This is a genomic window from Streptomyces sp. NPDC090499 (assembly GCF_044769305.1).
Classification (GTDB): Bacteria; Actinomycetota; Actinomycetes; order Streptomycetales; family Streptomycetaceae; genus Streptomyces.
This window is the reverse complement of record NZ_JBIVXP010000031.1, coordinates 42,248-67,218: the sequence shown is the minus strand read 5'-3', so window position 1 is coordinate 67,218 and position 24,971 is coordinate 42,248. Positions and strand designations below refer to the sequence as shown.

Sequence of the window (24,971 nt, the reverse complement as noted above, 5' to 3'; positions counted from 1 at the left end):
CACCGTCCGCGTCGGCGGCTCAGTGCACGGACTCGGCGGTGGGCGCCGCCGGGGCCGGAGCGGGCTCCGGCTCCGCCGGGCGGCGGCCGGGCAGGAAGGAGGCGAGGACGAAGGCCAGCACGGCCGCGCCGGCGCCGATCGCCATGACCACCTTGAACCCGTTCTCGGAGGGCAGGGTGGCGCCGCCGAGGCTGATGGTCATCTGGGCCAGGATCACGCCGGCCACGGCGCTCGCCACCGAGGTGCCGATGGACCGCATCAGCGTGTTGAGGCTGTTCGCCGCCGCCGTCTCCGACGCCGCGACCGCGCCCATGATCAGCGCGGGCATCGCGCCGTACGCGAAGCCGACACCGGCGCCGATGATGCAGGAGACCAGGATCAGGTGCCAGACCTCGGACATCAGGAGGATGTTGAGGCCGTAACCGACGCCGACGATCACCGCGCCGATCATCAGCGTGACCTTCGGGCCCCGGGCCTTCGTGATCGCCGCGGAGACCGGGGCGAAGCCCATCATGACCAGACCCTGCGGAGCCATCACCAGACCGACCGTCAGCATCGACTTGCCGAGACCGTAACCCGTCTGGGTCGGCAGCTGGAGGAGCTGCGGGAGCACCAGGGACATCGCGAACATCGAGAAGCCGAAGGCGATCGAGGCGAGGTTGGTGAACAGCACCTGGCGGCGGACCGTGGTGCGCAGGTCGACCAGCGGCTGGGTGGTGCGCAGTTCGAAGAAGCCCCAGGCGAGCAGCACGACGACCGCGAGCGCGAACAGGCCGAGCGTGGTGCCGCTCGCCCAGCCCCAGTCGGCGCCCTTGGAGACGGCGAGCAGCAGGGAGACCAGACCGACCGCGAGGCCCACCGCGCCGAGCGCGTCGAAGCGGCCGCCCGAGCGCACCTTGGACTCCGGCACCAGCAACTTGACCAGCGCGAACGCCACGACACCGAGGGCGGCGGAGGTCCAGAACAGCACGTGCCAGTCGTAGTGGTCCGCGATGAACGCCGCGGCCGGCAGGCCGAGCGCGCCGCCGACGCCCAGCGAGGCACTCATCAGCGCCGTCGAGCCCGCGAGGCGCTCCGGCGGCAGCTCGTCGCGCATGATGCTGATGCCGAGCGGGACCACGGCGGCGGCGAGGCCCTGCAGGGTACGGCCGATGATCATCGGGACCAGCGTGTCGCTGAGCGCGGCCACCACCGAGCCGCAGACCAGCAGCACCAGGCTGACCAGCAGCATCAGCCGCTTGCCGAACATGTCGCCGAGGCGGCCGGCCACCGGGGTGGCCACGGCGGCGGCGAGCAGGGTCGCCGTCACCGCCCAGGCCGCGTTGGACGCCGAGGCGTCCAGGTACTTCGGCAGCTCCGGGACGATCGGGATCACCAGGGTCTGCATCAGCGAGACGGTGATGCCGGACAGCGCCAGCACCGCCACCACCGCGTTCGGGCTCGGCTGGGCCGGGCTTGTGGACCCGGTGGGCCGGACAGGGGCTTCGGACATGGGAGAGGGCCTCCGTAGGCAGAACAGGGAGCGACTTGGCTTATTTAAGTCAGTCGCTTGACTTACTTTACTGGCAGGGGTGGCGGCACCGTGCACCGCCGCCGCGTAGGCTTTTTCGGCTGGACCTCGCCGCCCCGGGCGAGGCCCCGGTACGGCTCGCGGGACCGGCCGGTCCGGGTGGTGCGCGGTCCCGGAGCGGTGGTGGGCATGACGGGCAGGACGGCGCGGGCGGAGCAGGCCGGCGCGACACGGGAGGTCATCCTGGCCACGGCGGAACGGCTCTTCGCCGAGCAGGGCGTCTACGCCGTGTCCAACCGCCAGGTCAGCGAGGCCGCCGGCCAGGGCAACAACGCCGCGGTCGGCTACCACTTCGGCACCAAGGCCGACCTGGTCCGTGCGATCGCCGCCCGGCACTTCGGGCAGATCGAGGAGATCCGGGTCCGCCTGCTGGCCGCCGTCGGCGACTCCGGCGACATCCGCGACCGGGTGGACTGCCTGGTCCGCCCGATCACCGAGCACCTCGCCGGTCTGGGCAGTCCCACCTGGTACGCCCGCTTCTGCGCCCAGGTGGCGACCGACCCTGCCCTCTACGAGATCATGGTCGAGGAGTCCCTGGCCTCGCCGTCGCTGCGGGAGGCCGTGGCCGGGCTGGACCGGCGGCTGCCGGAGCTGCCCGCCGAGGTCCGCACCGAACGCGGCCAGATGGCCCGGACGCTCATCCTGCACACCTGCGCCGAGCGCGAGCGCGCCCTCGCCGAGGGCACCGACACACCCCGCGCCACCTGGGGCGACGCGGCCACCGGACTGACCGACGCCCTGCTCGGGCTGTGGCTGGCGCCGGTCACCGCTACGCGTCGAAGGTGACGACGACCTTCTCGGCCGCGCCCGGCGTGAGGGTCAGCTGGAAGGCGCCCTCCACGTCGGTGAACGGGACACGGTGGCTGATCAGCTTCGCGAACCGTTCGTGGTGCTCGACCAGTTCGGGGGTGACCTCGAAGATCTCGGTCGGGTAGCCCTGCGAGGCGATGAGCGTCAGCTCGCTGCGCAGCATGCCGCCCAGGTCGACCTCGCCCCGCTTCTGCACGGCGACCATGACCAGACTGGCGTGCCACTTCGCGTTCGCCACCACGGTGTCGAAGACGACCGGGGCACCGGCCGCGTCGATGAAGATGTCGGTGTCCGGGCGGGGCTGGCCCAGCGCGTTGGCGCTCTGCCCGTGCAGCTCGGTCAGCCGCGCGGTCACGTCCTCCTCGGCCGAGTTGATCACCGCGTCCGCGCCCACGGCCAGCGCCTTCTCCAGCCGGGCCGGGATGACGTCGGCGACGACCACGTGCCGTACGCCCCGCAGCTTCAGCCAGATCGCCGCGCCCAGTCCGATCGGGCCCGCGCCGAAGACGACCACCTTGTCGTCAGGACCGGCCTCGGAGCGGTTGACCGCGTGCCGGGAGACGGCCATCGGCTCGTTGAGGGCGGCGACCTCGAACGGCACGGTGTCCGGGAACACCGCGACACTCCGGCCGACCTCGGCGTTCTCGATCAGCAGGTACTCGCTCAGCGCGCCGTACCGGCCGCCGCAGCCGATGATCCCGGTGGGCGCGTCCTGCGGGTTCACCACCACCCGGTCGCCCACCTTCAGCCCGGTGACCTCGGCGCCGGCCTCGACGACCTCGCCGGCCGGCTCATGGCCCAGCGGGACCGGGACCAGGTCGCCGCCCAGGTGGGCGCGGGCGGGCATGCCGCCCATGTGCAGGAAGGTGACGTCGGTGCCGCAGATACCGCCCGCGCGGATCTTCAGCAGGACGTCCTTCGGGCCGGGCACGGGACGCTCGACGTCCACGACCTCGATCCTGCCGACGCCACCGGTCTGTACGGACTTCATCGTGGCCATGGGGTGACTCTCGCTTTCTGGAGGTACCGGCCCGGACGCGCCGCTGGGGCTCGCCCGGGGGTGGTGCGGTTGCGGTGGGTGCCCTCGGGCCGGCTGCCGGGCCGGGGGGAGTGGGCCGGGGTGCCGGCCCGAGGGCTGCGCCGGTACCCGTCCCCACGGGTCCGGCGCCCGGGCCCGCCGTCGGGCGGACCCTCGGGGTGACCTCCGCTCAGAGCGACCCCGATTACTTGAGTTAGGCAAGCATATGTGGCTTACTTGAGTCAAGCAAGCGAATTGCCCGGCGCTCACGAAGGGACGGCTCCCATGTACGGCAGCTCCCCGGCACCCCAGGTGCTCGCCCGTGGCAGCGGACAACAGCTCCTGGTCGCCGCCGGTGACCCGGACATCGCCGAACTCCTCGCCACCACACTGGAGTTGGCGGGTTACCGGATCGCCCTCGCGGACAGCGGCGCCGAGGTGGTGCGGCGGTTCACGGAGCGCCGGTTCGACCTCGTCGTCATCGACGCAGAACTGCCCGGCCTCGACGACCTCGCCCGGGGCGGCCGGTTCAAGCCCGCCTACCGGCCGCCCGTCCTGCTGCTGGCCGACTGCGACTCACTGGCCCGGCTGGTGCCCGAACTCGGCGCCGGCGAGCGGGACTGCGTCACCAAGCCGTTCCGGATCGCCGAAGTCCTCGCCCGGGTGAAGGTGCTGCTCCGGGACCGGGGCGACGGCGGCCGGTGGGGGAGCGTGCTGGACCACGCCGACCTGGTCCTGGACGACCGCACCTGCCGGGCCCGCCGCGACGGCCGCAACCTCGACCTCACGCCCGCCGAGTACCGGCTGCTGCGCCACCTCCTCGTCAACGCGCACAAGGTGCTGTCGAAGGAGCAGATCAGCCGGTACGTCTGGGGCGAGTTCCGGGGCGACAACGCCATCGAGCAACTGGTGTCCCGGCTCAGACGCAAGGTGGACCGGGACGGGTCCGCGCTGATCCACACCCGCCGGGGCTTCGGCTACTGGCTGGGGGAGCCGTCGGGCGACGGATGAACAGTTCGCGATGGAATCCTGGAGCAAATGCGCGGACGGCCCTGCCGACCGGCCGCGGGCGCGCGTCGGGGCAGCTGTGTACAGGTCTCCGGGTGTGCCCGGGATGCGAGCCACGACACGTCAACATCCATCAGGCATACGGAAGTTCATGGCATCTGCCACTGATGCGTCGTTTACGGCGACGGTCCTGCGACGTGATCTGGGCCACGTCAGCCGACTGTCAGGAAACTGACCGGAACCGGTCAGTCCTACCTGTTTGCATGTGCTCATCGAGGCCTCGCACCCATCGTCCCGGCGCTCCGCCGCGAGCGGAGTCCCCCCACCCCGAGGAGACAGAGATGGCCGACACCCTGACGGACCCCGGGCCCGGCCCGGCCGCGCAGGTCCCCGACTACCCGATGCCCCGGGCCGCCCGCTGCCCCTTCGACCCGCCCCCGGCCCTGACCGCCGCCCAGGAGGAGGGCCCCCTCACCAAGGTGCGGCTCTGGGACGGCAAGGACTACTGGCTGCTCACCCGGTACGCCGACCAGCGCGCCGTGCTGCTCGACCCCCGGCTGAGCGCCGATCTCACCCGGCCCGGATATCCGCTGCAGATGCCGGTCGCCGACGGCGGGAACAACGCCAGCTTCATCATGATGGACGACCCCGAGCACGCCCGGCTGCGCCGCATGGTCACCGCGCCGTTCGCGATCAAGCGCGTCGACGCCCTGCGGCCGGCCGTGCAGAAGATCGTCGACGACCTGATCGACGAGATGCTGGCCGGACCCAACCCCGCCGACCTGGTCGAGGCCTTCGCGCTCCCGGTGCCCTCGCTGGTCATCTGCGCGCTGCTCGGCGTGCTCTACGACGACCACGACTTCTTCCAGGAGAACAGCAGGCTCCTCATCAGCCGCGACACCTCCGTCGAGGACCGGACGGCCGCCCACGGCAGGCTCGTCGAGTACCTCGACCGGCTGATGGGCGAGAAGATGGAGCACCCCGCCGACGACCTGTTCTCCGGTCTCGTGGCCCGCGTCCGGGCCGGCGAGCTGACCCGGCTGGGCGCCGCGCAGATGGGCGTCCTGCTGCTGCTCGCCGGGCACGAGACCACCGCCAACATGATCGCGCTCGGCACCCTCGCCCTGCTCGAACACCCCGAGCAGCTCGCCCTGTTGCGCGACACCGACGACCCCAGGGCCGTCGCCGCCGCGGTCGAGGAACTGCTGCGCTACCTGAGCATCGTGCACAGCGGCCGGCGCCGCGCGGTCCTTGCGGACATCGAGGTGGGCGGGCAGGTGATCCGGGCCGGCGAGGGCGTGATCATGCCCGGCGAGATCGCCAACCGCGACCCCGAGGTCTTCGCCGACCCCGACCGCCTCGACCTGACGCGCGACGCCCGCCGCCATGTCGCCTTCGGCTTCGGCGTCCACCAGTGCCTGGGCCAGCCACTGGCCCGGATGGAACTCCAGGTGGTCTACGGCACCCTCTACCGCCGCATCCCCACCCTCCGGCTCGCCGCCGACGTCAACGACCTCCCCTTCAAGCACAACGGCGGCGTGTACGGCGTCTACGAACTCCCTGTCACCTGGTGACCCCACCCCCCCAGAGAAAACCGAGGAGAACACCATGCATGTGGAACTGGACGAACCGAAGTGCGTCGCGTCCGGGCAGTGCGTGCTCGTCGCCCCCGAGGTCTTCGACCAGCGGGACGAGGACGGCATCGCCTTCGTGATCGACGAGAACCCGGCCGAGGAGGCCCTCGACGACGTCCGCGAGGCCGTCGCGATCTGCCCGGCCGCCGCGATCCGGCTGGCGGAGAAGTGAACCGGATCCTGGTAGTCGGCGCCTCCGCCGCCGGGCTCGCGGCGGTCGAGACGCTCCGCCGCGAGGGCTACGACGGCACCCTCACCCTCGTCGGCGACGAACCCCGCCTGCCCTACGACCGGCCGCCGCTGTCCAAGCAGGTGCTGTCGGCCGAGTGGGCGCCGGAGCGGGTGTCGCTGCGGGCACCCGTGGAACTCGACGCCCTGGGACTGGAGTTGCGGCTCGGGACGGCGGCCGTCGGACTGGACGTGGCGGACCGTACGGTGCGTCTGGCCGACGGCTCGGAACTGGCGTACGACGGGCTGATCCTGGCCACGGGGGTGCGGCCGCGCCGGCTGCCGGGGGAGGGGGCCCATGTGCTGCGCACCCTCGACGACGCACTGACCCTGCGGGAGCGGCTCGGGCCGGGGCGGCGGCTGGTGGTGGTCGGTGCCGGGTTCCTCGGCGCCGAGGCCGCCGCCGTCGCCTGGAAGCTCGGTGCCCGGGTGACGCTCCTTGAACCCGCGCCGGTGCCGCTCGCGCACGCGGTCGGCGCGGAGGTGGGACGGGTGCTGTCCCGGGCCCACCTGGAGCGGGGCGTGGACCTGCGCACCGGCACCGGTGTCACCGAGGTGACCGAGGACGGGGTGCGGCTCGCCGACGGGGAGGAGATCGAGGCCGACGAGGTGCTGGTGGCGATCGGCTCCCTGCCGAACACGGAGTGGCTGGCCGACAGCGGGCTCGCGGTGGGCGACGGTGTCGTCTGCGACGAGTACTGCGAGGCGGCCTGGGGGTCCCCCCGGCCGGAGGCTGGGGGAGTGTACGCGGCCGGGGACGTGGCCCGCTGGTACAACCCGCTGTTCGGGGTCTCGATGCGGATCGAGCATCGGACGAACGCCGCCGAACAGGGCATGGCCGCGGCTCGCAACCTCCTCAACCCCGGGGCGCGCAAGGCGTTCGCGCCGGTGCCGTACTTCTGGTCCGACCAGTACGAGATGAAGATCCAGGCGTACGGGTATCTGCGGGGACACGAGGAAGTGCGGGTCGTGGAGGGGGAGTTGGCGGAGGGGCGGTTCGTGGCCGCGTACCGGACGGGGGAGCGGCTGAGCGGGGTGCTTGCGGTGGGGGTGGCGCCGAAGGTGCTTCGGGGGTGGCGACAGGCGGTCGCGGCGGGGGTGGCTTGGAAGGAGGCGGTCCGGTGAGCCGGGGGGACTCGGTTGTGGGTGAGCTGCGGGCCGGTGGGGGCTGGTCGCGCCCACGCGGCGGAGCCGCACATCGATACAGCCCCGCGCCCCTAACGGGGCGTGAGGCTTACGGCGTTCGCAGCCACCACCGCGCCGATCGCCGCCCACTCCGGAAGTCCCAACCCCTGCCCCAGCACCACCCACCCCACCACCGCCGCCAGGACCGGGTTGACGCTCATGAACAGGCCGAAGGTCTGGGCCGGGACCTTGCGGAGGGTGAGGAGGTCGGCCAGGTACGGGACCGCCGACGACAGGACTCCTGCCGCCACCGCGCAGAGGATCGCCCCGGCCGTCGGCGGGTGGCGTAGCGCCACGAAGGCCCCGATCGGCAGGAACGTCAGCGCCGATACGGACGCGGCCGCAGCTGATCCCTGGGCCCCGGGCACGCGCCGGCCGACGAGCCGGTTCAGCAGGATGTACGACGCCCAGCAGCACGCGGCCACCAGGCCCAGCGCCATCCCCGCGTAGTCCGTCGAGGGCTGCGGGCGCATCAGCACCACCACTCCCGCCGCCGCCAGCACCGCGCACCCCGCGTCCAGCCGACGGCGGGACGCGGCCAGTGCGATGCTCAGCGGGCCCAGGAACTCCAGGGTGACCGCCAGGCCGAGGCCGATGCGGTCGATCGCGGTGTACAGGGTCAGGTTCATGGTGCCGAAGACCACCGCGAGCAGCAGTACCGGCCACCACTGCCGCCAGGTGAACTCACGCAGGCGGGGGCGGCCGACGGCGATCAGGACGAGGGCGGCGACGTACTGCCGTACCGCCACCACGCCGAGCGGGCCGAGCACGGGGAAGGCGAGGGAGCCGATGGCCGCGCCGGTCTGGTTGGACAGGCCGCTGCCGAACATGGTCGCCACGCCGGACAGCCGCACCGGCGCGGCGGCCGACGGCGCGGAGGAGGGGGCCGGGCGTTCGAGGACTCGTCGCATGGCAGCAGAGTCCGTCCGTCCGAGTGTTGCGCAAAATGCATGCGCCCGGGGATCTATACGCTGTGCGCATGGATGAGGTCGAGCTGCGGCAGTTGCGCTGTCTCGTCGCCATCGTCGACGAGGGCACCTTCACCGACGCGGCGATCGCCCTGGGGGTGTCCCAGGCGGCCGTCTCCAGGACCCTGGCGGGGCTGGAACGGGCCCTCGGCGTGCGGTTGTTGCGGCGCACCTCGCGCGAGGTGACACCGACGGCGACCGGGCTGCGGGTGGTGGAGCGGGCCCGGCGGGTGCTCGCGGACGTCGCCGACCTGGTCCAGGAGGCCGGTTCCGGGCACACCCGGCTGCGGATCGGCTACGCCTGGTCGGCGGTGGGGCGGCACACCGTCGCCTTCCAGCGGAGGTGGCATGCGGCGCACCCCGGGATCGACCTGCATCTGATCCGGGTGAACTCGGCGTTCGCCGGGCTCGGTGAGGGGGCCTGCGATCTCGCCGTCGTGCGGCGGCCGCTGGAGGACCGGCGGTTCGACTCGGCCATCGTGGGGCTGGAACGGCGGCTGTGCGCCCTGGCCGCCGATGATCCGCTGTCCCGGCGCCGCTCCGTACGGCTCGCCGACATCGGTGGCCGGATCCTGCTCGTCGACCGGCGTACCGGCACCACCACCCCCGAGCTGTGGCCGCCCGACGCGCGCCCCGTCGTCGAGGAGATCCGCGACGTCGACGACTGGCTCACCGAGATCGCCGCCGGACGCGGCATCGGCGTGACCGCGGAGTCGACCGCCAACCAGTACCCGCGGCCCGGCATCGTCTACCGGCCGGTGCGGGACGCCGAACCGGTCGCCGTCCGGCTGGCCTGGTGGCGGGACGATCCGCACCCAGCCCAGCAGGCGGTTCTCGAACTGCTCAGCGAGCTGTACCGCACCGGCTGAGCGCGCGTCCGCCGGAACGCGTACGCGGATTACGGCGGCAATACGGCAGACAAAATTGTTGACAATCTTGTTTGGCTAGATTTACGTTCGACAGGCACTCACTCAGGGAGGGCGCAATGCCGAAGGAAGCCCGTCCGAGCACCGGAGAGCAGGCCAAGCAGCATGCGTTCACGCTGTTGCGGCAGGCGATCCTGCACGGCGAGATGGCCCCGGCCCAGCGGCTGGTGGAGAACGAGCTCGCCGAGGAGTTCGGTGTGACACGGGCCAGCATCCGTGCGGCGCTGATCGATCTGGAGGCGCAGGGACTGGTCGAGCGGATCCGCAACCGCGGTTCGCGGGTGCGGGTGGTGACCGTGGAGGAAGCGGTCGCCATCACGGAGTGCCGCATGGTCCTGGAGGGACTCTGCGCCTCCAAGGCGGCCGTCGCGGCCAGCGACGAGCAGCTCGCCGACCTGGCGGACCTCGGTACGGCCATGACCAAGGCCGTCGCCGACGGCGAACCGGTCACCTACTCCGAGCTCAACCAGGAACTCCACGCCAGGATCCGGGTGATCTCCGGCCAGCAGACGGCCGTGGAGCTGCTGGAGCGGCTCAACGCCCAGCTGGTGCGGCACCGCTTCCAGCTGGCGCTGCGCCCGGGACGTCCGCAGCACTCCCTGAGCGAGCACCTGGCGATGATCGAGGCGATCAGGGCCAGGGACCCGCAGGCGGCCGAGGCGGCCGTCCGCGCCCACCTCACGAGCGTGATCGAAGCACTGCGCGACTGAGCACGCCCGGGGCCGGGTGGGCGCACACCTGTCCACCAAGGAGAGTTCTTCAATGACGCACGCCAACGCGCCGGCCACCACTCCACCGCGATCCACCCTGGTCGTCACCGCGCACGCCGGGGACTTCGTGTGGCGGGCGGGCGGAGCCATCGCCCTGGCCGCGGCCCGGGGCGAGAAGGTCACCATCGCGTGTCTGACCTTCGGCGAGCGCGGCGAGTCCGCCAAGGCATGGCGCGAGGGCAGGAACCTCGCGGAGATCAAGGCGATACGCCGGGAGGAGGCGGAGAAGGCCGCCGCCGCTCTCGGCGCCGAGGTCCGCTTCTTCGACGCCGGAGACTACCCGCTGGTCGCCACCGCCGAGCTGACCGACCAGCTGGTCGCCGTCTACCGCGACACCCAGCCCGACGTCGTGCTCACCCACCCCGTCGAGGACCCCTACAACGGCGACCACCCGGCCGCCAACCGCATGGCCCTGGAGGCCCGCATCCTCGCGCAGGCCATCGGCTACCCCGGCGCGGGCGACATCATCGGCGCCCCGCCGGTCTTCTACTTCGAGCCGCACCAGCCCGAGATGAGCGGCTTCCGGCCCGAGGTCCTGCTCGACATCACCGAGGTCTGGGAGACCAAGCGCAAGGCGATGGAGTGCCTCGGCGCCCAGCAGCACCTGTGGGCCTACTACACCGACCTCGCCGTCCGCCGGGGCGTCCAGCTCAAGCGGAACGCCGGACCCAACCTGGGCCTGGCCCACAACACCATGGCCGAGGCGTTCATGCGGCCGTTCCCGCAGATCGCGAAGGAGCTGGCATGAGCGGCGTGATCGTCACCAACCCGCCGAAGGCGGAGCTGAAGGACGTCGACGTCCTCGCCGGGTTCGGCGTCGCCACCGTGAGCGAGGCCATGGGCCGGACCGGTCTGCTGGGCCCGGGTATCCGCCCGGTCCAGCAGGGCGTACGGGTGGCGGGCACGGCCGTCACCGTGCTCAGCTGGCCCGGCGACAACCTCATGATCCACGCGGCCGTCGAGCAGTGCGGCGAGGGTGACATCCTGGTCGTCACCACCACCTCGCCCTGCACGGACGGGCTGTTCGGCGAGCTGTTCGCGACCGCGCTGAAGCAGCGCGGGGTGCGCGGGGTCGTCCTCAACACCGGCATCCGCGACACCCAGGAACTGCGCGACATGGGCTTCGCCGCCTGGTCCCGGGCGGTCTCCTCGCAGGGCACGGTGAAGGCCACCGGCGGCTCGGTCAACGTGCCCATCGCGATCGACGGCCAGGTGATCCGTCCGGGCGACGCCGTCCTCGCCGACGACGACGGGGTCGTGGTCGTACCCCGCGAGCGCGTCCGCGAGACGGCCGAGAAGTCCGAGGCCCGCGAGGCCAAGGAGGCCGCCACCCGCGCCGCGTTCGTCGAGGGCCAGCTGGGCCTCGACCGGTACGGGCTGCGCGAGACCCTCCAGCGGCTCGGCGTCGAGTACCGGACGTACGACGAGCACGAGGAGCAGGGCGCATGACCGGGCCCGTGGAGGTGCGCTGCATGCTGATGCGCGGCGGCACCTCCAAGGGCGCGTACTTCCTGGCCGATGACCTGCCCGCCGATCCCGCCGCCCGGGACGATCTGCTGCTGCGGGTGATGGGCAGCCCCGACCCCCGGCAGATCGACGGCCTGGGCGGGGCGCACCCCCTCACCAGCAAGGTCGCGGTCGTCTCGGCGGCGGACGACCCGGAGGCGGACGTCGACTACCTCTTCCTCCAGGTCGCCGTCGACCGGCCGGAAGTGACGGATCGCCAGAACTGCGGGAACATCCTCGCCGGGGTCGGGCCGTTCGCCGTGGAGCGGGGGCTCGTGGCCGCCGGTGACGGTGGGACCTCGGTACGGATCCGGATGCTCAACACGGGGGAGCGGGCCGTCGCCACCTTCCCGACCCCGGACGGGCGCGTCGACTACACGGGGGACGCCGAGATCTCCGGGGTGCCCGGCACGGCCGCCCCGGTGGTGATCGAGTTCCCGGCCGCCGGGAGCCCGCTGCTGCCCACCGGCAACGTCCGCGACACCGTCGCGGGCACGGCGGTGACCTGTGTCGACAACGGCATGCCGACCGTGCTCATCGCGGCCGGCGACCTCGGTGTCAGCGGCTACGAGGCACCGAAGGACCTGGAGGAGAACCTGGCCCTCGCCGACCGCCTCCACGAGATCCGGCTGGCGGCGGGGAAGCTGATGGGCCTCGGCGACGTCGAGACCGCCACCGTGCCCAAGCTCAGCCTGCTCGCACCGCCCCGCGACGGCGGCGCGGTCACCACCCGGACCTTCATCCCGGTCCGCTGCCACACCTCGATCGGCGTCCTCGGTGCCGCCAGCGTGGCCGCGGGGCTCAGGCTGCCCGGCAGCGTGGCGGAGGGGATCGCCCGGCTCCCGGTCCACGGCGACCGCATCCGCATCGAACACCCCACCGGATTCCTGGAGATCGACACCAGCGTCGACCCGGGCTCCGAGGGCTCCCCGCCGGCCGTCCGGCGCACCGCGGTCGTCCGCACCGCCCGCAAGATCTTCGACGGCACCGTCTTCCCGCGTGCCGCCGCCCTGCCCGCACGACCTCAAGGAGGCAACGATGGCTCCGCCCCTCGGTGACATCGCCCATGTCGGCCACGCCCAGCTGTTCACCCCGGACCTGGACGCCAGCGTCGCCTTCTTCACCGACTACCTCGGACTGACCGTCAACGGCCAGGACGGCGACACCGTCTACCTGCGCACGTACGACGACTACGAGCACCACAGCCTGGTCCTCACCGCCCGCGACCGGCCCGGCCTCGGCCGGCTCGCCCTGCGCACCTCCAGTGAGGAGGCCCTGAACCGCCGTATCAAGGCGGTCGAGGACGCGGGCGGCAGCGGCCACTGGGCGGAGGACGAGCCCGGCCTCGGCAAGCTGTACGTGACCACCGACCCGGACGGTCACGAGCACGCCCTCTACTGGGAGAGCGAGCACTACCGTGCCCCCGGCGAACTGAAGCCCGCGCTGAAGAACCAGCCGCAGGCCAAGCCCAACCGCGGCGTCGGCGTGCGCCGCCTGGACCACATCAACTTCCTCGCCGCCGACGTGCTCGCCAACGCCGAGTTCCAGGAACAGGTCCTCGGGGCCCGCTCCACCGAGCAGGTCCGGCTCGACAACGGGACGATCGCGGCGCGCTGGCTGACCTTCACCCACAAGTCGTACGACGTCGTCTACACGTCCGACTGGACCGGCTCGACCGGGCGGCTGCACCACATCGCCTTCGCCACCGACACCCGCGAGGACATCCTGCGCGCGGCCGACCTCGCCATCGACACCGGCGTGTTCATCGAGACCGGCCCGCACAAGCACGCCATCCAGCAGACGTTCTTCCTGTACGTCTACGAGCCGGGCGGCAACCGCATCGAGCTGTGCAACCCGCTCACCCGGCTGGTGCTGGCCCCCGACTGGCCGCTGGTCACCTGGACCGAGGCGGAACGCGCCAGGGGCCAGGCCTGGGGTCTCAAGACGATCGAGTCCTTCCACACCCACGGGACACCACCGGTCGGCTGAACCGGGGCACGGCGGGCAGCAGGGGGGTGGGTGACGCGCCACAGCGCGCGTCGCCCACCCCCCTTGCCACCTGCGGGAGTCCGGATTGTTGCTGTGATTGTTGACAAAAGTGTTGACGTTTTCCCCCGTCGATCCTTAGCGTCTACGCACCACGGGTCAGCCGCACGAGCCGCCTCGACCCCCTCTACCGCTTCCCCTCCAGGGAACGCATCCTGGACGAGAGGAAAACAAAGATGTCCTCCTCAACCGCCCTGTCCGCGCGCGGCAGCAGACTGGCCCTGCTGGTCGTCGGCCTGTGCTGGCTGGCCGTGCTCTTCGACGGCCTCGACATGTTCATCTACGGCTCGGTGCTGCCCCACCTGCTGGAGACGAAGACCTTCGGCATCACCCCGGACGAGGCCGGCGACCTCGGCTCCTACGCCACCTTCGGCATGCTGGTGGGCGCCCTGACCGCGGGCACGGTCGCCGACCGGATCGGCCGCAAGCAGCTGATGGTCGCCTGCGTCACCCTGTTCTCGCTCGCCTCCGGCATCTGCGCCGTCTCCGGGAGCCTCGCGGTCTTCGGCCTCGGCCGGACCCTGGCCGGCGTCGGCCTCGGCGGGCTGCTGCCGACCGCGATCAGCATGGTCTCCGACTACGCCAAGAGCGGCCGGATCGCCCTCACCATCGGCGTGCTGATGACCGCCCACCACGCGGGCGGCATCCTCTCCGCCTACGTCGCCAAGTGGCTGATCGACCCCTTCGGCTGGCGCTCCGCCTTCTGGGTCTGCGTGCTCCCGCTGCTCTTCGTCCCCGTCCTGCTGAAGCTCCTCCCCGAGTCGCTGAGCTTCCTGGTCGCCAAGGGCCGCACCGAAGAGGCCACCGCCCTGGCCGACCGCTACGAGGTCGAACTGCCCGCCGTCGCCGACAGGAAGACCGCCGCCGACCGCTGGGACGCGCTGCTCGCCCTGTTCCGCGGCGGCGAGTGGCTGCAGACCCTGCTGTACTGGCTGGCCTCCTTCGGCGGCCTGCTCCTGGTCTACGGCGTCGCCACCTGGCTGCCGACCCTGATGCGCACCGAGGGCTACGCACTCGCCAACGCCCTCACCTTCGTCGTCGTCTTCAACCTCGGCGGCATCGTCGGCATGCTGGTCGCGGGCCGCGCCGCCGACCGGTTCGGCGCCCCGCGCATCGCGGCGGTCTGGTTCGCCCTCACCGCCGTCGGCGTCTACCTGCTCAGCGTCCACATGCCGATGGGTGTGACCACCCTGGTCGTCTTCCTCACCGGCGTCTTCCTGAACAGCGCCCAGACGATGATCTACGCGACCGTCTCCATCCGCTCCACCCCGGACAACCGCGCCACCGCCGTCGGCTGGACCTCCGGCATGGGCCGCTTCGGCGCGGTCTTCGGTCCGTGGCTCGGCGGCCAGCTGCTCGCCGCGGGCAACGGCGACTGGGGCTTCACCGCCTTCGCGCTGGCCGGTGTCTCCTCGATGGTGTTCATCGGCATCGCCGCCCTGCGCTCGGCCCGGCAGCCGCAGGCCGGCAACGACCGGGAGAAGCTGGTCGCCGCCCACTGACCGGTCCCCCCCGGACCGGTCCGGCGCCGCGCTCCTTCCACGGGCGCGGCGCCTCCTTACGGTTCCCCGGTGGGCTCCGCCTCCAGTCCCGTGCACGCCAGTTGTCCCGCCACCTCGGCGCACGCCTCCACGCCCCGGGGTGCCGGCACGGCGAGCATCGGGCTGGTGTAGCCGACCGAGTCCGAGGCGGGATAGCTCGCCGAGAGGACGTCCTCCCCGGCCCGGACCGAGACCTCGCGCGCGACCGGGGTGTGCAGCCGCACCTCGGACCAGGCGGTGCCGCAGGCGGGGGACCAGCGCAGCCGGACGTCGTAGGCGACGCCGGTGACACGGCTCTTGGTCCGCGCGTCCCGGTCGCACGCCGACGCGTCCGGCAACTCGCCCTGGCAGGCACGGCCGTGACAGCGCGGCGCCGCCGACACCGGCTGCACGCCCGGCGTACCGCGCCGGTCCGAGACGGTCATGGCCGCCGCCGTCACCCCGGCCACGGCGAGCAGCGCGACCGCGGTCAGCGGCAGCCGCCACCACCGCTCCGCCGGCCCTCGCTCCCGGGGCGGCTCGGCGACCGGCGGCTCCTGGGGTGCCTCGCACAACGCCAGTACGGCGGCGGGATCGGCGCCGGCGAGCCGGGCCAGGGCCTCCACGGCCGCCCGCGGCGGCCGTTTGTCACCGGACAGATAGCGGTGCCACGCGGACTTGCTGTACGGGGTGCGGGCGGCCAGCGCCGCGAGGCTCAGTCCCGTACGCTCCTTCAGTTCGCGCAGCCTCGCCGCCGGCGACTCGTCCGATGGGGTGGTTCTCGCTCCTTCGGAGTGCGGCATGTTGCGTGCCTCGACTTCATTACGCTATGGGCGTTTCGCCCCTGTTGTCGGAATGGCTTCCCATCGGGACCGGGCCCGCAATCGGCGAACAGGTGTGAAGACGGTGAATCGGGGGGTGCATGTCGAAGGCCTGTTCGGGAACGCGGGTTCCCGAACAGGCCTCTGCGATCAGGGAGTGCGGCGGTGACGGCCCGTCAGCACCACGGGACGGCGTGGCCGACCCGGACGTAGTGCGCGGAGACGTACCCCTTGTGGTGCGGGAGCCGGTACCAGGTGTGGTTGCCGCGCACCGAGCCGCCGTAGGTCTTGCAGGTCAGCGGGACGAGCCGGTTGTTGTGGCGGTGGCTCACCACGCGGTAGCGGGTGCTCGGGCCGGAGCGGACGTTGAGCCGGACGCGGTGCGTGGCGACCCGGCCCACGGTCCGGTAGGTGTAGTGCCGGGTGTGGAGGCGGTGGCCGGCCGGCGCGGGCAGGGTGGTGTAGTTGTAGTACTGCACGATTCCCTGGGGCGCGGGGATCGGGGTGGCGGCGCTCGCGGTGGCGGCCCCGGCCGTGGGCAGGAACGCGAACACCGCGACCGTGGCCAGCAGGCCGTTCTTCAGGATCCGACGGGACATGGAAACCTCCGTGCTGTCGTGCTCGTGACCACGAAGCGTGATCACGAGTCGGAGCGTTTCCGTGCCGAACCCGCACCATGTCGTCCCCTCGTGCCCTGGGACGCCTGGGACGTCCCAGGCCGCCGCCGGTTCAGCCCATCTGGTCCTCGGCCGACAGGTGCTCGACCGTCTTTCCCGTGGCCGTGAAGGTCCGCGTGACGTACCCCGACGAATACACCCACAGGATCCGCAGCGGGGTGTCACCGACGTTGCGGAACAGGTGGGGGACGGGGGACGGGACGTACGTGGTGTCGAACCGGGTCAGCCGGGTCACCTCGCCGTCCACCCACACCTCCGCCTCGCCCTCCAGGACGGTCACGTGCTCGTCGCAGTTGTGCGAGTGCAACGGCGCCCCGGAGCCCACCGGGTAGACGCTCATCCCGCTGGTGACGAGGTTCTCGCCACCCGCGGACGGGGTGGTGATCAGCGGTGTCGACGCGACCGCGCCGCCCCGGTCGAGCAGGGGCACGGACGCGGCCTTGATGATCGTGGTCATCCGGGGGTTCCTCTCCACTACGACGTGCGTGATACGCCGACCGACGCTAGGCCGCGCGGGCGCGAACGGGTGCCCCCTGGCGTGCAGTTTTACCTTGCGCTCCGGGAGGTGTGAGCGGCCGCGGAGCGGCTGTAGCGTCCTCACCCGGCAATCCACGGCCGCCCAGGAGAAGGCAGGTACCGGCCCCATGAGGCTCCCCGTTCTCAGCGAAGACGACATGAACCCCCGCCAGCAGGAGCTGGCCGCCCGGATCGCGGGCCGCCGCGGCGCCGTCCGCGGCCCGTTCCGGGTCTGGCTGCACAGCCCGGAGATGTGCGAACGCGCGGAGTCCCTCGGCGCCTTCGCCCGCTTCGACTGCAGCCTCCCCGAGCACCTGCGCGAACTCACCCTCCTGATGGCCGCGCGCAACTGGGACGCCCAGTACTCCTGGAACGCCCACGTCCGCCAGGCGATCGAGGCCGGCATCCCGGAAGCGGCCGTGGCGGCCATCGCCGAGAAGCGCGAGGCGGTCTTCGAGGACGAGACCGACCAGGCGTTCTACCAGTTCTGCCGGGAGGTCCTGGAGGAGCACTTCGTCACCGACGCGACCTTCGCCCGCGCCCTGGCGCACTTCGGCCCCAAGGGGCTCGTCGACACGATCGGCGCGCTCGGCAACTTCACCATGCTCGGCATGTGCCTGAACACCTTCCAGGTGGACCTCCAGGCTGACCGGGAGCCGCCGTTCCCGGACGTCCGCGGCTACCGCCGGATCACCCCGTCAGAAGCCCGATCCACGGCCTGACCATGAGAAACGCGGCCGATCTTTTAAGCGAAGAGCCGTTGACAGAATTGCCGACAGTCGATTTGTGTGGGTGACCAGCGCGAGCGAGCCGCACGCGCGTTCGGAGGAAAAATGGACCGCTTGCTCCTCATGCACAGCTTCGTGACCGTCGCCCAGGTCGGCAGTTTCAGCGGGGCCGCGAAGAAACTCGGCTCGTCCGGCTCCCTGGTGTCCCGGCACGTGGCGGAGCTGGAGCGGCAGATCGGCGTACGCCTGGTCAACCGCACCGCCCGCTCCGTGAGCCTGACCGAGCCCGGCCAGCGCTACGCCGAGTTCGCCGCCCGCATCCTCGACGAGATCGAGGCCGAGGACGCCGGCATCGCCCAGCTCCACGACCGGCCCGAGGGCACCCTCAGCGTCATCTGCCCCAAGTGGATAGGCAGCCTCGACCTCGGGGACGCCATCGCCGCGTTCTCGGCGACGCATCCGAAGATCCAGGTGAGGTTCGAACTCGGCGGGATGTCGGACCGCACCTACGACTTCCTGGACAGCGGATTCGACGTCGCCTTCCACACCCGGGACCTCAGGGACTCCAGCGTCCGGCTGAAGAAGATCGCCTCGCTGCCGTTCGTGCTGTGCGCCTCCGCGGAGTACATCGAGCGGTGCGGCACGCTCGACCACCCGAACGACCTCGCCGCCCACGACTGCCTGGTCCACCTCAACGACCCGGTCTGGCGGATCGGCCACGGGCACACCAGCACCCTGCACAAGATCCGCAACATCGCGTTCTCGTCCAACTCCTACATCGCCCTGCAGAAGGCGGCGGTGCACGGCCGCGGCATTGCCCTGCTGCCCCAGCGCCCGGTCTACGACGACCTGGTCTCCGGCGCCCTCCAGGTGCTGCTGCCCGACCTCGCCGTACCCGACCGCCCGCTGTACGCGATCTACGGACCCGGGCAGGACACCCCGCGCAAGATCAGCGTCTTTTTGGACTTCCTCGCCGGGTGGTTCGCGCAGAACCCGATTCCCGCGATCCGGTCGTAGCGCAAGCCGCAAGAAACGCTTGCGCATTCCGTACCACTCACGCCATTGAGGCCCTCGCCGGCCGAAATCTACGCTCGCGAAGCGACCCGGAAACGAGGAATCCATGGGCATCCAGAGAATCGAATCGGTCACCTACGCCGTCGACGACCTCGGCGAATGCGTCCGGTTCTTCGACGACTTCGGGCTGTCGATGGTGGAACGGACCGACGAGCACGCGGTGTTCGAGCCCCGCACCGGCCAGACCCTGCACCTCGACACCCGGCCGTCGCCGCTGCTTCCGGCCCCCGTCGAGAGCGGTCCCACGCTGCGCGAGGTCGTCTGGGGCGTCGACACCCCCGAGGAACTGGCGCGGCTGGTGGCGGAGGCGGGCCGGGACCGCGCGGTCCGCGAGAGCGCCGACGGCGTCCACCACACCGTCGACGAGACCGGCTTCGGCGTCGGCCTCACCCTGGCCCGCCCCACACCCGCCCCGGTCACACCCCGTCCGGCCAACACGCTCGGCAGCGTCACCCGCTGGAACACCGCCCTGGAGCCGATCACCCGGGTCCGCCCGCTGCGCATGTGCCATGTCGCCCTGAACATCCCCAAGGAGGGCCGCGAGAGGGCCGTCGGCTTCTACGTCGACCGGCTCGGGTTCCGCCCGACCGACGTGGTCGAGCCGATGGGCGTCTTCCTGCAGGCACCCGGTGACGACGACCAGCACACCATGCTGCTGTGCCACCGCCCCGACAAGGCGGGGATCAACCACATCGCCTACGAGGTGCCCGGCTTCGACGACGTGATCGAGGGCGGCAACCACATGATCGAGCAGGGCTGGCGGGAGGCCCGCAGGCTCGGCCGGCACACCATCGGCTCCAACGTCTTCCGCTTCCTGCACGCCCCGTGCGGCGGCCGCGTCGAGTACGCCGCCGACATGGACCGCGCCGACGAGAAGTACGGCACCCGGGTTCACGAGACGACCCCGCCGCACCACATCTGGGCCCTGCGCACCAACCGCGACCAGGAAGCCCCCAGCGCGTCCTGACCCCGGTCCCGAACCTGAGAGGGCACCCCTTCATGACCACCGACCACGGCTATCCCGCCGTCCGCATGCACATAGCGGGCGAGTGGTGCCAGGGCGGCTCCGGACGGACCGCCCCCGTCGTCAACCCCGCCACCGAGGAGACGATCGGCGAGGTCCCCCTCGCCACCCCCGCCGACCTCGACCGCGCACTCGAAGCCGCCGAGCACGGGTTCAAGGTGTGGCGTGCGACCTCGATCGCCAGGCGCTCCGCGATCCTCGACCGGGCCGCCGACCTCATCGCCGAACGCGCCCCGGGCATCGGCCGCGTGATGACCCTGGAGCAGGGCAAGACCCTCGCCGAGTCGACGGGCGAGGCCCGGCGCACGGCCGACACCCTGCGCTGGCACACCGAGGACGCCCGGCGCGCGTACGGCCGCATCATCCCGTCCGCGCCCGGCACGATCCTCACCGTCCGCCGCGAACCCATCGGCCCCGTCGCCGCCTTCGTGCCCTGGAACTTCCCGGTCGGCGGCCCCAACCGCAAGATCTCCTCGGCCCTCGCGGCAGGCTGCTCGCTGATCATCAAGGCGTCCGAGGAGACCCCGGCCACGGCCGCCGCCCTGGTGGAGTGCTACGCCGACGCCGGACTGCCCGCCGGGGTCCTCAGCCTGGTCTTCGGCGAGCCGGCCGAGGTCTCCGCCCACCTCATCGCCTCCCCGGTCACCCGCATGATCGCCTTCACCGGCTCGGTGCCCGTCGGCAAGCTCCTCGCGGCCGAGGCCGGCAAGGTCATGAAGCCCACCCTGATGGAGCTCGGCGGCCACGCCCCGGTCGTCGTCTGCGCCGACGCCGACCCCGGACAGGCTGCCCGCCGCGCCGCCCAGGCCAAGTTCTTCAACGCCGGCCAGGTCTGCACCTCGCCCAGCCGCTTCCTGGTCCACGAGTCCCTGGTCGAGGACTTCACCGCCGCGTTCGTGAAGGCCGCCGAGTCGGTCGTCGTCGGCGACGGACTGGCGCAGGGCACCACCATGGGCCCCCTCGCGAACGAGCGCCGGCTGCGGGCGATCGAGCGGCTGACGGCGGACGCGGTGACCAAGGGAGCCACGGTCCGTACCGGCGGCGAACGGCTCGACCGCCCCGGCTACTTCTTCGCCCCGACGGTCCTCACCGACGTACCGGCGGACGCGGACCTGCTCTCCGAGGAGCCGTTCGGGCCCCTCGCGCCGATCGTGCCCTTCGGCGACCTCGACGACGCCCTGGCCACCGCCAACGCCCTGCCGTACGGCCTGGCCGCCTACGGCTTCACCAGGTCGGCAGCGACCGCCGAGCGGCTCTCCGACGGTCTTGAGGCAGGCATCCTCTCGATCAACCACTGCGGCGGCTCGGTCCACGAGGCACCCTCGGGCGGGGTCAAGGACAGCGGGTACGGCCGGGAGGGCGGCCCCGAGGCGCTGGACGCGTACCTGATCACCAAGCGCGTCTCGCACCTGTTGACGCCATGAGGTACGCGCGAGTCTCGGTGGAGGGACGGGCGGTCTGGGGCCGGGTGGGGGAGTCCCGCGTCGAGCTGCTCTCCGGGCCGCCGCTGGAGGGTGAGCCCGACGTCCTCGGCACGATCCCGGTCGCCGGTGCCACCTGGCTGCCGCCCGTCGTGCCGGGCGTGTTCTACGCCGTCGGCTACAACTACCCCCGGCACATCGCGCACGCCGGTGCCGCGGCGCCCGAGCGTCCCGAGGTCGGCTACCGGGCCAACAACGCGCTCACCGGCCACCGTTCGCCGATCGTCAAGCCGGCCGGGGTGACCGGACGCTTCGAGGCCGAACCCGAACTCGTCGCCGTCATCGGCCGCACGGTCCGGCACGCCACGCACGACGACGCCCGGAAGTCGGTCTTCGGCTGGACCATCGGCAACGACGTCAGCGCCCGCACCTGGCAGCACCAGGACCGCACGTTCTGGCGCAGCAAGAACAGCGACACGTTCAAGCCGATGGGCCCGTGGATCGAGACCGACGTCGACGCCCTCGCCCAGACCACCACGCTCCGGGTCAACGGCGAGGTGCGCGCGGCGTTCCCGACCGGGGACATGGTCTTCGACCCCTACGACTACATCGTCGAGATCACCCGGCACATCACCCTGCACCCCGGTGACGTGCTGTGGATGGGCGCCGAGTCCACGTGCCAGATCGACCCCGGCGACACCGTCGAGGTGGCCATCAGCGGTATCGGCGTGCTGTCCAACCCCGTACACCTGGAAGGCAACCACTCATGACCGCGGAACCCCGCTACATCCACCACGTCAACTTCCCCACCACCGACCCCGACCGCACCGCGGCCTGGTACACCAAGGTCTTCGGGATGAAGCGCATCATGCCCAAGTCGAACACCCGCGTGGTGCTGATGACCCGGGGCAACTTCGACCTGCACTTCACCCCTGTCGAGGAGATGGAGCGCATGGCGCCCTACCACTTCGCCGTCGAGGTCGACGACTGGGACGACTTCCTCGCCCACCTCAAGGAGCTGGGCATCCGGCACACCCGGCCGATCGAACGCCCCGAGAACCAGTCCAAGTTCTGCTACATCCACGACCCCGACCACACCATGATCGAACTCGTCCACCACAGCCGTCGCCCCAACTAAGCGCATCAGTACGGGAGTTCACCCCATGCCCATTGCCGACTCCGACGGCACCGCCATCTACTACGAGCGCCACGGCAGCGGCCCGGCGATCCTCTTCGTACACGGCAGCGGCGGCCACCACGCCGCCTGGTGGCAGCAGGTGGCCGCACTGCGCGAGGAGTTCACGGTCCTCACCGTGAACCTGCGCGGCTTCGGAAAGTCCGACTCCTCCATGGCGGAGTTCGACGGCCAGGACTTCCCCGGCGACGTGGTCGCCGTCCTCGACCAGGAGGACATCACCGACGCCATGCTGGTCGGCCAGTCCATCGGCTCCGTCGCCGCCCTGCGGGCCGGGCTGCTCCGCCCCGAGCGGGTCACCTCGGTCGTCCTCGGCCACTCCCTCGGCGGCATCAGCCACCCCGAACTGCGCGAACTGGCCGCCGCCGACCGCGCGGAGGCCGTCAGGCTCCCCGTCATCGACCGCCTGCTGACCAAACCGTTCCAGCGGGAACGGGCCGACCTGACCTTCCTCTTCCAGCAGATGGGCACGTTCAACGTGGCCAGGATGCAGGACCTGCGCAACCTCGACACCGACGGCCCGACCCTGGACGAGATCCGGGCCTCCGGCGTGCGGGTCGCCTTCCTCGCCGGGGAGAAGGACGCCGTCCTCGGCGTCAAGACCGTCACCCGCGCCCACGAACTGCTCCCCGGCTCCCACCTGGAGATCGTCCCGGACGCCCCGCACTCCATGTACTGGGAGACGCCCGAGCGGTACAACGCCGCCGTCGCCCGGCTCCGCCGCACCCTCACCGCACCGAAGGAAGCAGCATGACCAGCCTCACCCTGGCCGCCGCCGAGGAGATCATCGGCGCCGCCCACCAGCGCGCCCTGGAGATCGGCAAGGCGGTGAGCGTCGCGGTCGTGGACGCCGGCGGTTTCCCGATCGCCATCCGCCGCCCCGACGGCGCCCGCCCGCTCACCCCCGACATCGCCCGCGCGAAGGCCTACACGGCGGCCGTCATGCAGCGCCCGGGACCCATGCTGAAAAAGTGGCAGGAGAGCCAGCCGGTCTTCTTCGCCCAGCTCTCCCAGCTGCCCGGCGCGGCCCTCCCCATCATGGCCGCCGAGGGCAGCGTCACCATCAAGAAGGACGGCGAGATCATCGGCGGGCTCGGCATCGCCGGCGGCACCGCGGACGAGGACCAGCGGATCGCCGAGGAGGTCCTGAAGGCGCTCGGCTACGAGCTGGAGTTCGCCGCGTGGGGCGTCACCGGCTCCGGCGGAAGGGACTGACACGATGGCGGACACGTTCAACTACCGCATCGACCACCACGGCAGCCTGGTCCGCCCGGCCGGCCTGTCCACCGCCGACCCGGAGGCCGTCGACGCGGCGGTCCGGGAGGCGGTCGCCTACCAGCGCAAGCTGCGCTCCACCGTCGTCACCGACGGCGACTTCCCCCGCGAGGACTTCCGCAGCGCGGTCCTCGACGGCGTGTCGGGATTCCGCCGTACCGACGGGGCGGCCCCGGACGGCCTGGTCCGCTGGGTCGCCGAATCCCTGCCCAAGGCCAACGGCCCGCTGCTCGCCGACCGGGCCGCCCAGCTCGCCGACCTGACGGTGATCGCCCCGAAGGCCACCCTGCCCTCCCCCGCGTACCTGGCGGCCACCACCTTCCAGCCGGGCCTCGGCATCTCCTCGGCCCGGGAGCTGGGCGAGGCCCTCGCGGAGATCGTGCGCGCCGAGATCGAGCTGCTGGTCTCGAAGGGCGTCCGCCTGATCCAGCTCACCAACCCCCTCCTGCTGGCCCAGCTGAGCACCGGCCCGGCCGACCCCGGCGCCCTGTCCTTCGCGGACGCGCTGGCGGTCGACGCGCTCGCGGTACGCCTGGACGACCGCCCGGAGAGCGTCCGCATCGGCGTCGCCCCCGGCTGGTCGGCCCCGGCCGAGGTGGACCGGGCCCGCGCCGAGCAGCTGTACGCCGGCATCGGCGCCGACCGCTGGATCCTCCCGTTCGACCAGGGCACGCAGGCCGAACTCGACCTGGTCAGGGCCCTGCCGGACGACCGGGACTTCTGCCTGGGGGTGGTCGACGCGACGGTGCCGGAGCTGGAGGACATCGACACGGTGATGTCCCGGATCGACGAGGTCGGTGAGCTCAAGGACCTGGAGGACGGCGCCGTTTCCCCTTCGCGGGGCTTCGCCGACGTGGCATCGCGGCCCCTGCTGACCGCGGAGGACCAACACCGCAAGCTCGTACTGGTCGAGACCATCGCCCGGTACTGCTGGGGCAACGAGTTCTGAGCGTTCTCGTCCGCGGGTCCGTCGTGGGGGGGGGCGGCCCCCCCCCCCCCCCCCCCCCCGCGCGCGGCCGCCCCCCCCCCCCCCAACACCCCCGGCCCCCCC

General features: G+C 71.9%; 27 protein-coding genes. 21 read left to right on the top strand and 6 right to left on the bottom strand.

The genetic code is table 11. The features are described from left to right. Window positions 1–19 precede the first annotated feature (19 nt). Window positions 20–1,492: an MFS transporter gene (locus ACIQVL_RS49270; protein ID WP_403478978.1), complete on the bottom strand. Its 1,473-nt coding sequence runs from the start codon at window positions 1,490–1,492 to the stop codon at window positions 20–22. 207 nt (window positions 1,493–1,699) lie between these two features. Between ACIQVL_RS49270 and ACIQVL_RS49265 the strand changes: the two genes are divergently transcribed. Then, window positions 1,700–2,356, top strand: a complete 657-nt coding sequence (locus ACIQVL_RS49265; RefSeq protein ID WP_403441263.1) for a TetR/AcrR family transcriptional regulator — start codon at window positions 1,700–1,702, stop codon at window positions 2,354–2,356. On the opposite strand, the gene ACIQVL_RS49260 is transcribed toward ACIQVL_RS49265, so the two are convergent. Next, complete coding sequence (locus ACIQVL_RS49260) at window positions 2,340–3,380, bottom strand: zinc-binding dehydrogenase (protein ID WP_403441266.1); 1,041 nt, start codon at window positions 3,378–3,380, stop codon at window positions 2,340–2,342. The genes ACIQVL_RS49265 and ACIQVL_RS49260 overlap by 17 nt on opposite strands. 303 nt (window positions 3,381–3,683) lie before the next feature. Between ACIQVL_RS49260 and ACIQVL_RS49255 the strand changes: the two genes are divergently transcribed. The 4 genes from ACIQVL_RS49255 to ACIQVL_RS49240 all read left to right on the top strand — a co-directional run bounded on the left by ACIQVL_RS49255 (window position 3,684) and on the right by ACIQVL_RS49240 (window position 7,393). Beyond that, the gene (locus ACIQVL_RS49255; RefSeq protein ID WP_403441269.1) at window positions 3,684–4,409 is read left to right on the top strand and encodes a response regulator transcription factor; all 726 of its coding nucleotides are present in this window, start codon (window positions 3,684–3,686) and stop codon (window positions 4,407–4,409) included. A 338-nt stretch (window positions 4,410–4,747) separates the two neighbouring features. Next, the gene (locus ACIQVL_RS49250; protein WP_403478977.1) at window positions 4,748–5,980 is read left to right on the top strand and encodes a cytochrome P450; all 1,233 of its coding nucleotides are present in this window, start codon (window positions 4,748–4,750) and stop codon (window positions 5,978–5,980) included. 34 nt (window positions 5,981–6,014) lie between these two features. Continuing rightward, window positions 6,015–6,212 (top strand): ferredoxin, encoded by a 198-nt coding sequence (locus tag ACIQVL_RS49245; RefSeq protein ID WP_359223486.1) that lies wholly within the window; start codon window positions 6,015–6,017, stop codon window positions 6,210–6,212. Then, window positions 6,209–7,393, top strand: a complete 1,185-nt coding sequence (locus ACIQVL_RS49240; protein WP_403478976.1) for an NAD(P)/FAD-dependent oxidoreductase — start codon at window positions 6,209–6,211, stop codon at window positions 7,391–7,393. Before ACIQVL_RS49245 ends, ACIQVL_RS49240 begins: the two co-directional genes overlap by 4 nt. A 92-nt stretch (window positions 7,394–7,485) precedes the next feature. Here ACIQVL_RS49240 and ACIQVL_RS49235 read toward each other — a convergent pair whose 3' ends face one another. Further along, window positions 7,486–8,292, bottom strand: a complete 807-nt coding sequence (locus ACIQVL_RS49235) for an EamA family transporter (protein ID WP_403478983.1) — start codon at window positions 8,290–8,292, stop codon at window positions 7,486–7,488. A 140-nt stretch (window positions 8,293–8,432) separates the two neighbouring features. Here ACIQVL_RS49235 and ACIQVL_RS49230 point away from each other — a divergent pair, with 140 nt between their 5' ends. The 7 genes from ACIQVL_RS49230 to ACIQVL_RS49200 all read left to right on the top strand — a co-directional run bounded on the left by ACIQVL_RS49230 (window position 8,433) and on the right by ACIQVL_RS49200 (window position 15,171). Beyond that, a complete protein-coding gene (locus ACIQVL_RS49230) occupies window positions 8,433–9,290 on the top strand; it encodes a LysR family transcriptional regulator (RefSeq protein WP_403478975.1) in 858 nt (285 codons plus the stop codon). A 116-nt stretch (window positions 9,291–9,406) separates the two neighbouring features. Beyond that, a complete protein-coding gene (locus tag ACIQVL_RS49225; protein WP_403441279.1) occupies window positions 9,407–10,057 on the top strand; it encodes a GntR family transcriptional regulator in 651 nt (216 codons plus the stop codon). Window positions 10,058–10,109: 52 nt separating this feature from the next. Beyond that, window positions 10,110–10,865 (top strand): PIG-L deacetylase family protein, encoded by a 756-nt coding sequence (locus tag ACIQVL_RS49220; RefSeq protein WP_403441282.1) that lies wholly within the window; start codon window positions 10,110–10,112, stop codon window positions 10,863–10,865. Next, a complete protein-coding gene (locus tag ACIQVL_RS49215) occupies window positions 10,862–11,566 on the top strand; it encodes a 4-carboxy-4-hydroxy-2-oxoadipate aldolase/oxaloacetate decarboxylase (RefSeq protein WP_403441285.1) in 705 nt (234 codons plus the stop codon). Before ACIQVL_RS49220 ends, ACIQVL_RS49215 begins: the two co-directional genes overlap by 4 nt. Beyond that, window positions 11,563–12,681 (top strand): 4-oxalomesaconate tautomerase, encoded by a 1,119-nt coding sequence (locus tag ACIQVL_RS49210; protein WP_403478974.1) that lies wholly within the window; start codon window positions 11,563–11,565, stop codon window positions 12,679–12,681. The genes ACIQVL_RS49215 and ACIQVL_RS49210 overlap by 4 nt, the downstream gene beginning before the upstream one ends. Next, window positions 12,662–13,612 carry a catechol 2,3-dioxygenase gene (locus ACIQVL_RS49205; RefSeq protein WP_403441291.1) on the top strand — a complete coding sequence of 317 codons (951 nt, stop codon included), beginning with the start codon at window positions 12,662–12,664 and terminating at the stop codon, window positions 13,610–13,612. Before ACIQVL_RS49210 ends, ACIQVL_RS49205 begins: the two co-directional genes overlap by 20 nt. 233 nt (window positions 13,613–13,845) lie before the next feature. Further along, entirely contained in the window at window positions 13,846–15,171 is a 1,326-nt protein-coding gene (locus ACIQVL_RS49200) for an MFS transporter (RefSeq protein WP_403478973.1), read from the top strand. A gap of 56 nt (window positions 15,172–15,227) precedes the next feature. Here the strand turns inward: ACIQVL_RS49200 and ACIQVL_RS49195 are convergent, their stop codons facing one another. From ACIQVL_RS49195 to ACIQVL_RS49185, 3 genes are all read right to left on the bottom strand, one after another. Beyond that, window positions 15,228–15,992: a DUF2690 domain-containing protein gene (locus tag ACIQVL_RS49195; protein ID WP_403441297.1), complete on the bottom strand. Its 765-nt coding sequence runs from the start codon at window positions 15,990–15,992 to the stop codon at window positions 15,228–15,230. Window positions 15,993–16,186: 194 nt separating this feature from the next. Next, the gene (locus ACIQVL_RS49190) at window positions 16,187–16,609 is read right to left on the bottom strand and encodes an SH3 domain-containing protein (RefSeq protein ID WP_403441300.1); all 423 of its coding nucleotides are present in this window, start codon (window positions 16,607–16,609) and stop codon (window positions 16,187–16,189) included. A 130-nt stretch (window positions 16,610–16,739) separates the two neighbouring features. Beyond that, window positions 16,740–17,144 carry a cupin domain-containing protein gene (locus ACIQVL_RS49185; protein WP_403441302.1) on the bottom strand — a complete coding sequence of 135 codons (405 nt, stop codon included), beginning with the start codon at window positions 17,142–17,144 and terminating at the stop codon, window positions 16,740–16,742. Between the two features lie 187 nt (window positions 17,145–17,331). Between ACIQVL_RS49185 and ACIQVL_RS49180 the strand changes: the two genes are divergently transcribed. The 9 genes from ACIQVL_RS49180 (at window position 17,332) to ACIQVL_RS49140 (ending at window position 24,869) form a co-directional block, all read left to right on the top strand. Further along, window positions 17,332–17,925: a carboxymuconolactone decarboxylase family protein gene (locus tag ACIQVL_RS49180; RefSeq protein ID WP_403478972.1), complete on the top strand. Its 594-nt coding sequence runs from the start codon at window positions 17,332–17,334 to the stop codon at window positions 17,923–17,925. A gap of 111 nt (window positions 17,926–18,036) precedes the next feature. Then, window positions 18,037–18,948 (top strand): LysR family transcriptional regulator, encoded by a 912-nt coding sequence (locus tag ACIQVL_RS49175; RefSeq protein WP_403441308.1) that lies wholly within the window; start codon window positions 18,037–18,039, stop codon window positions 18,946–18,948. 103 nt (window positions 18,949–19,051) lie between these two features. Further along, a complete protein-coding gene (locus ACIQVL_RS49170) occupies window positions 19,052–19,972 on the top strand; it encodes a VOC family protein (protein WP_403441311.1) in 921 nt (306 codons plus the stop codon). A 32-nt stretch (window positions 19,973–20,004) separates the two neighbouring features. Further along, on the top strand, window positions 20,005–21,453 hold the full coding sequence (locus tag ACIQVL_RS49165) for an NAD-dependent succinate-semialdehyde dehydrogenase (RefSeq protein WP_403478971.1): 1,449 nt from the start codon (window positions 20,005–20,007) through the stop codon (window positions 21,451–21,453). Further along, window positions 21,450–22,220 (top strand): fumarylacetoacetate hydrolase family protein, encoded by a 771-nt coding sequence (locus ACIQVL_RS49160; protein WP_403478970.1) that lies wholly within the window; start codon window positions 21,450–21,452, stop codon window positions 22,218–22,220. Before ACIQVL_RS49165 ends, ACIQVL_RS49160 begins: the two co-directional genes overlap by 4 nt. Further along, window positions 22,217–22,588: a VOC family protein gene (locus ACIQVL_RS49155; RefSeq protein ID WP_391382302.1), complete on the top strand. Its 372-nt coding sequence runs from the start codon at window positions 22,217–22,219 to the stop codon at window positions 22,586–22,588. The genes ACIQVL_RS49160 and ACIQVL_RS49155 overlap by 4 nt, the downstream gene beginning before the upstream one ends. A gap of 25 nt (window positions 22,589–22,613) precedes the next feature. After that, complete coding sequence (locus ACIQVL_RS49150) at window positions 22,614–23,399, top strand: alpha/beta fold hydrolase (RefSeq protein ID WP_403478969.1); 786 nt, start codon at window positions 22,614–22,616, stop codon at window positions 23,397–23,399. Then, window positions 23,396–23,860 (top strand): heme-binding protein, encoded by a 465-nt coding sequence (locus ACIQVL_RS49145; protein WP_403441324.1) that lies wholly within the window; start codon window positions 23,396–23,398, stop codon window positions 23,858–23,860. The genes ACIQVL_RS49150 and ACIQVL_RS49145 overlap by 4 nt, the downstream gene beginning before the upstream one ends. 4 nt (window positions 23,861–23,864) lie before the next feature. After that, entirely contained in the window at window positions 23,865–24,869 is a 1,005-nt protein-coding gene (locus tag ACIQVL_RS49140; RefSeq protein ID WP_403441327.1) for a methionine synthase II (cobalamin-independent)-like protein, read from the top strand. The last annotated feature ends 102 nt before the right edge of the window (window positions 24,870–24,971 follow it).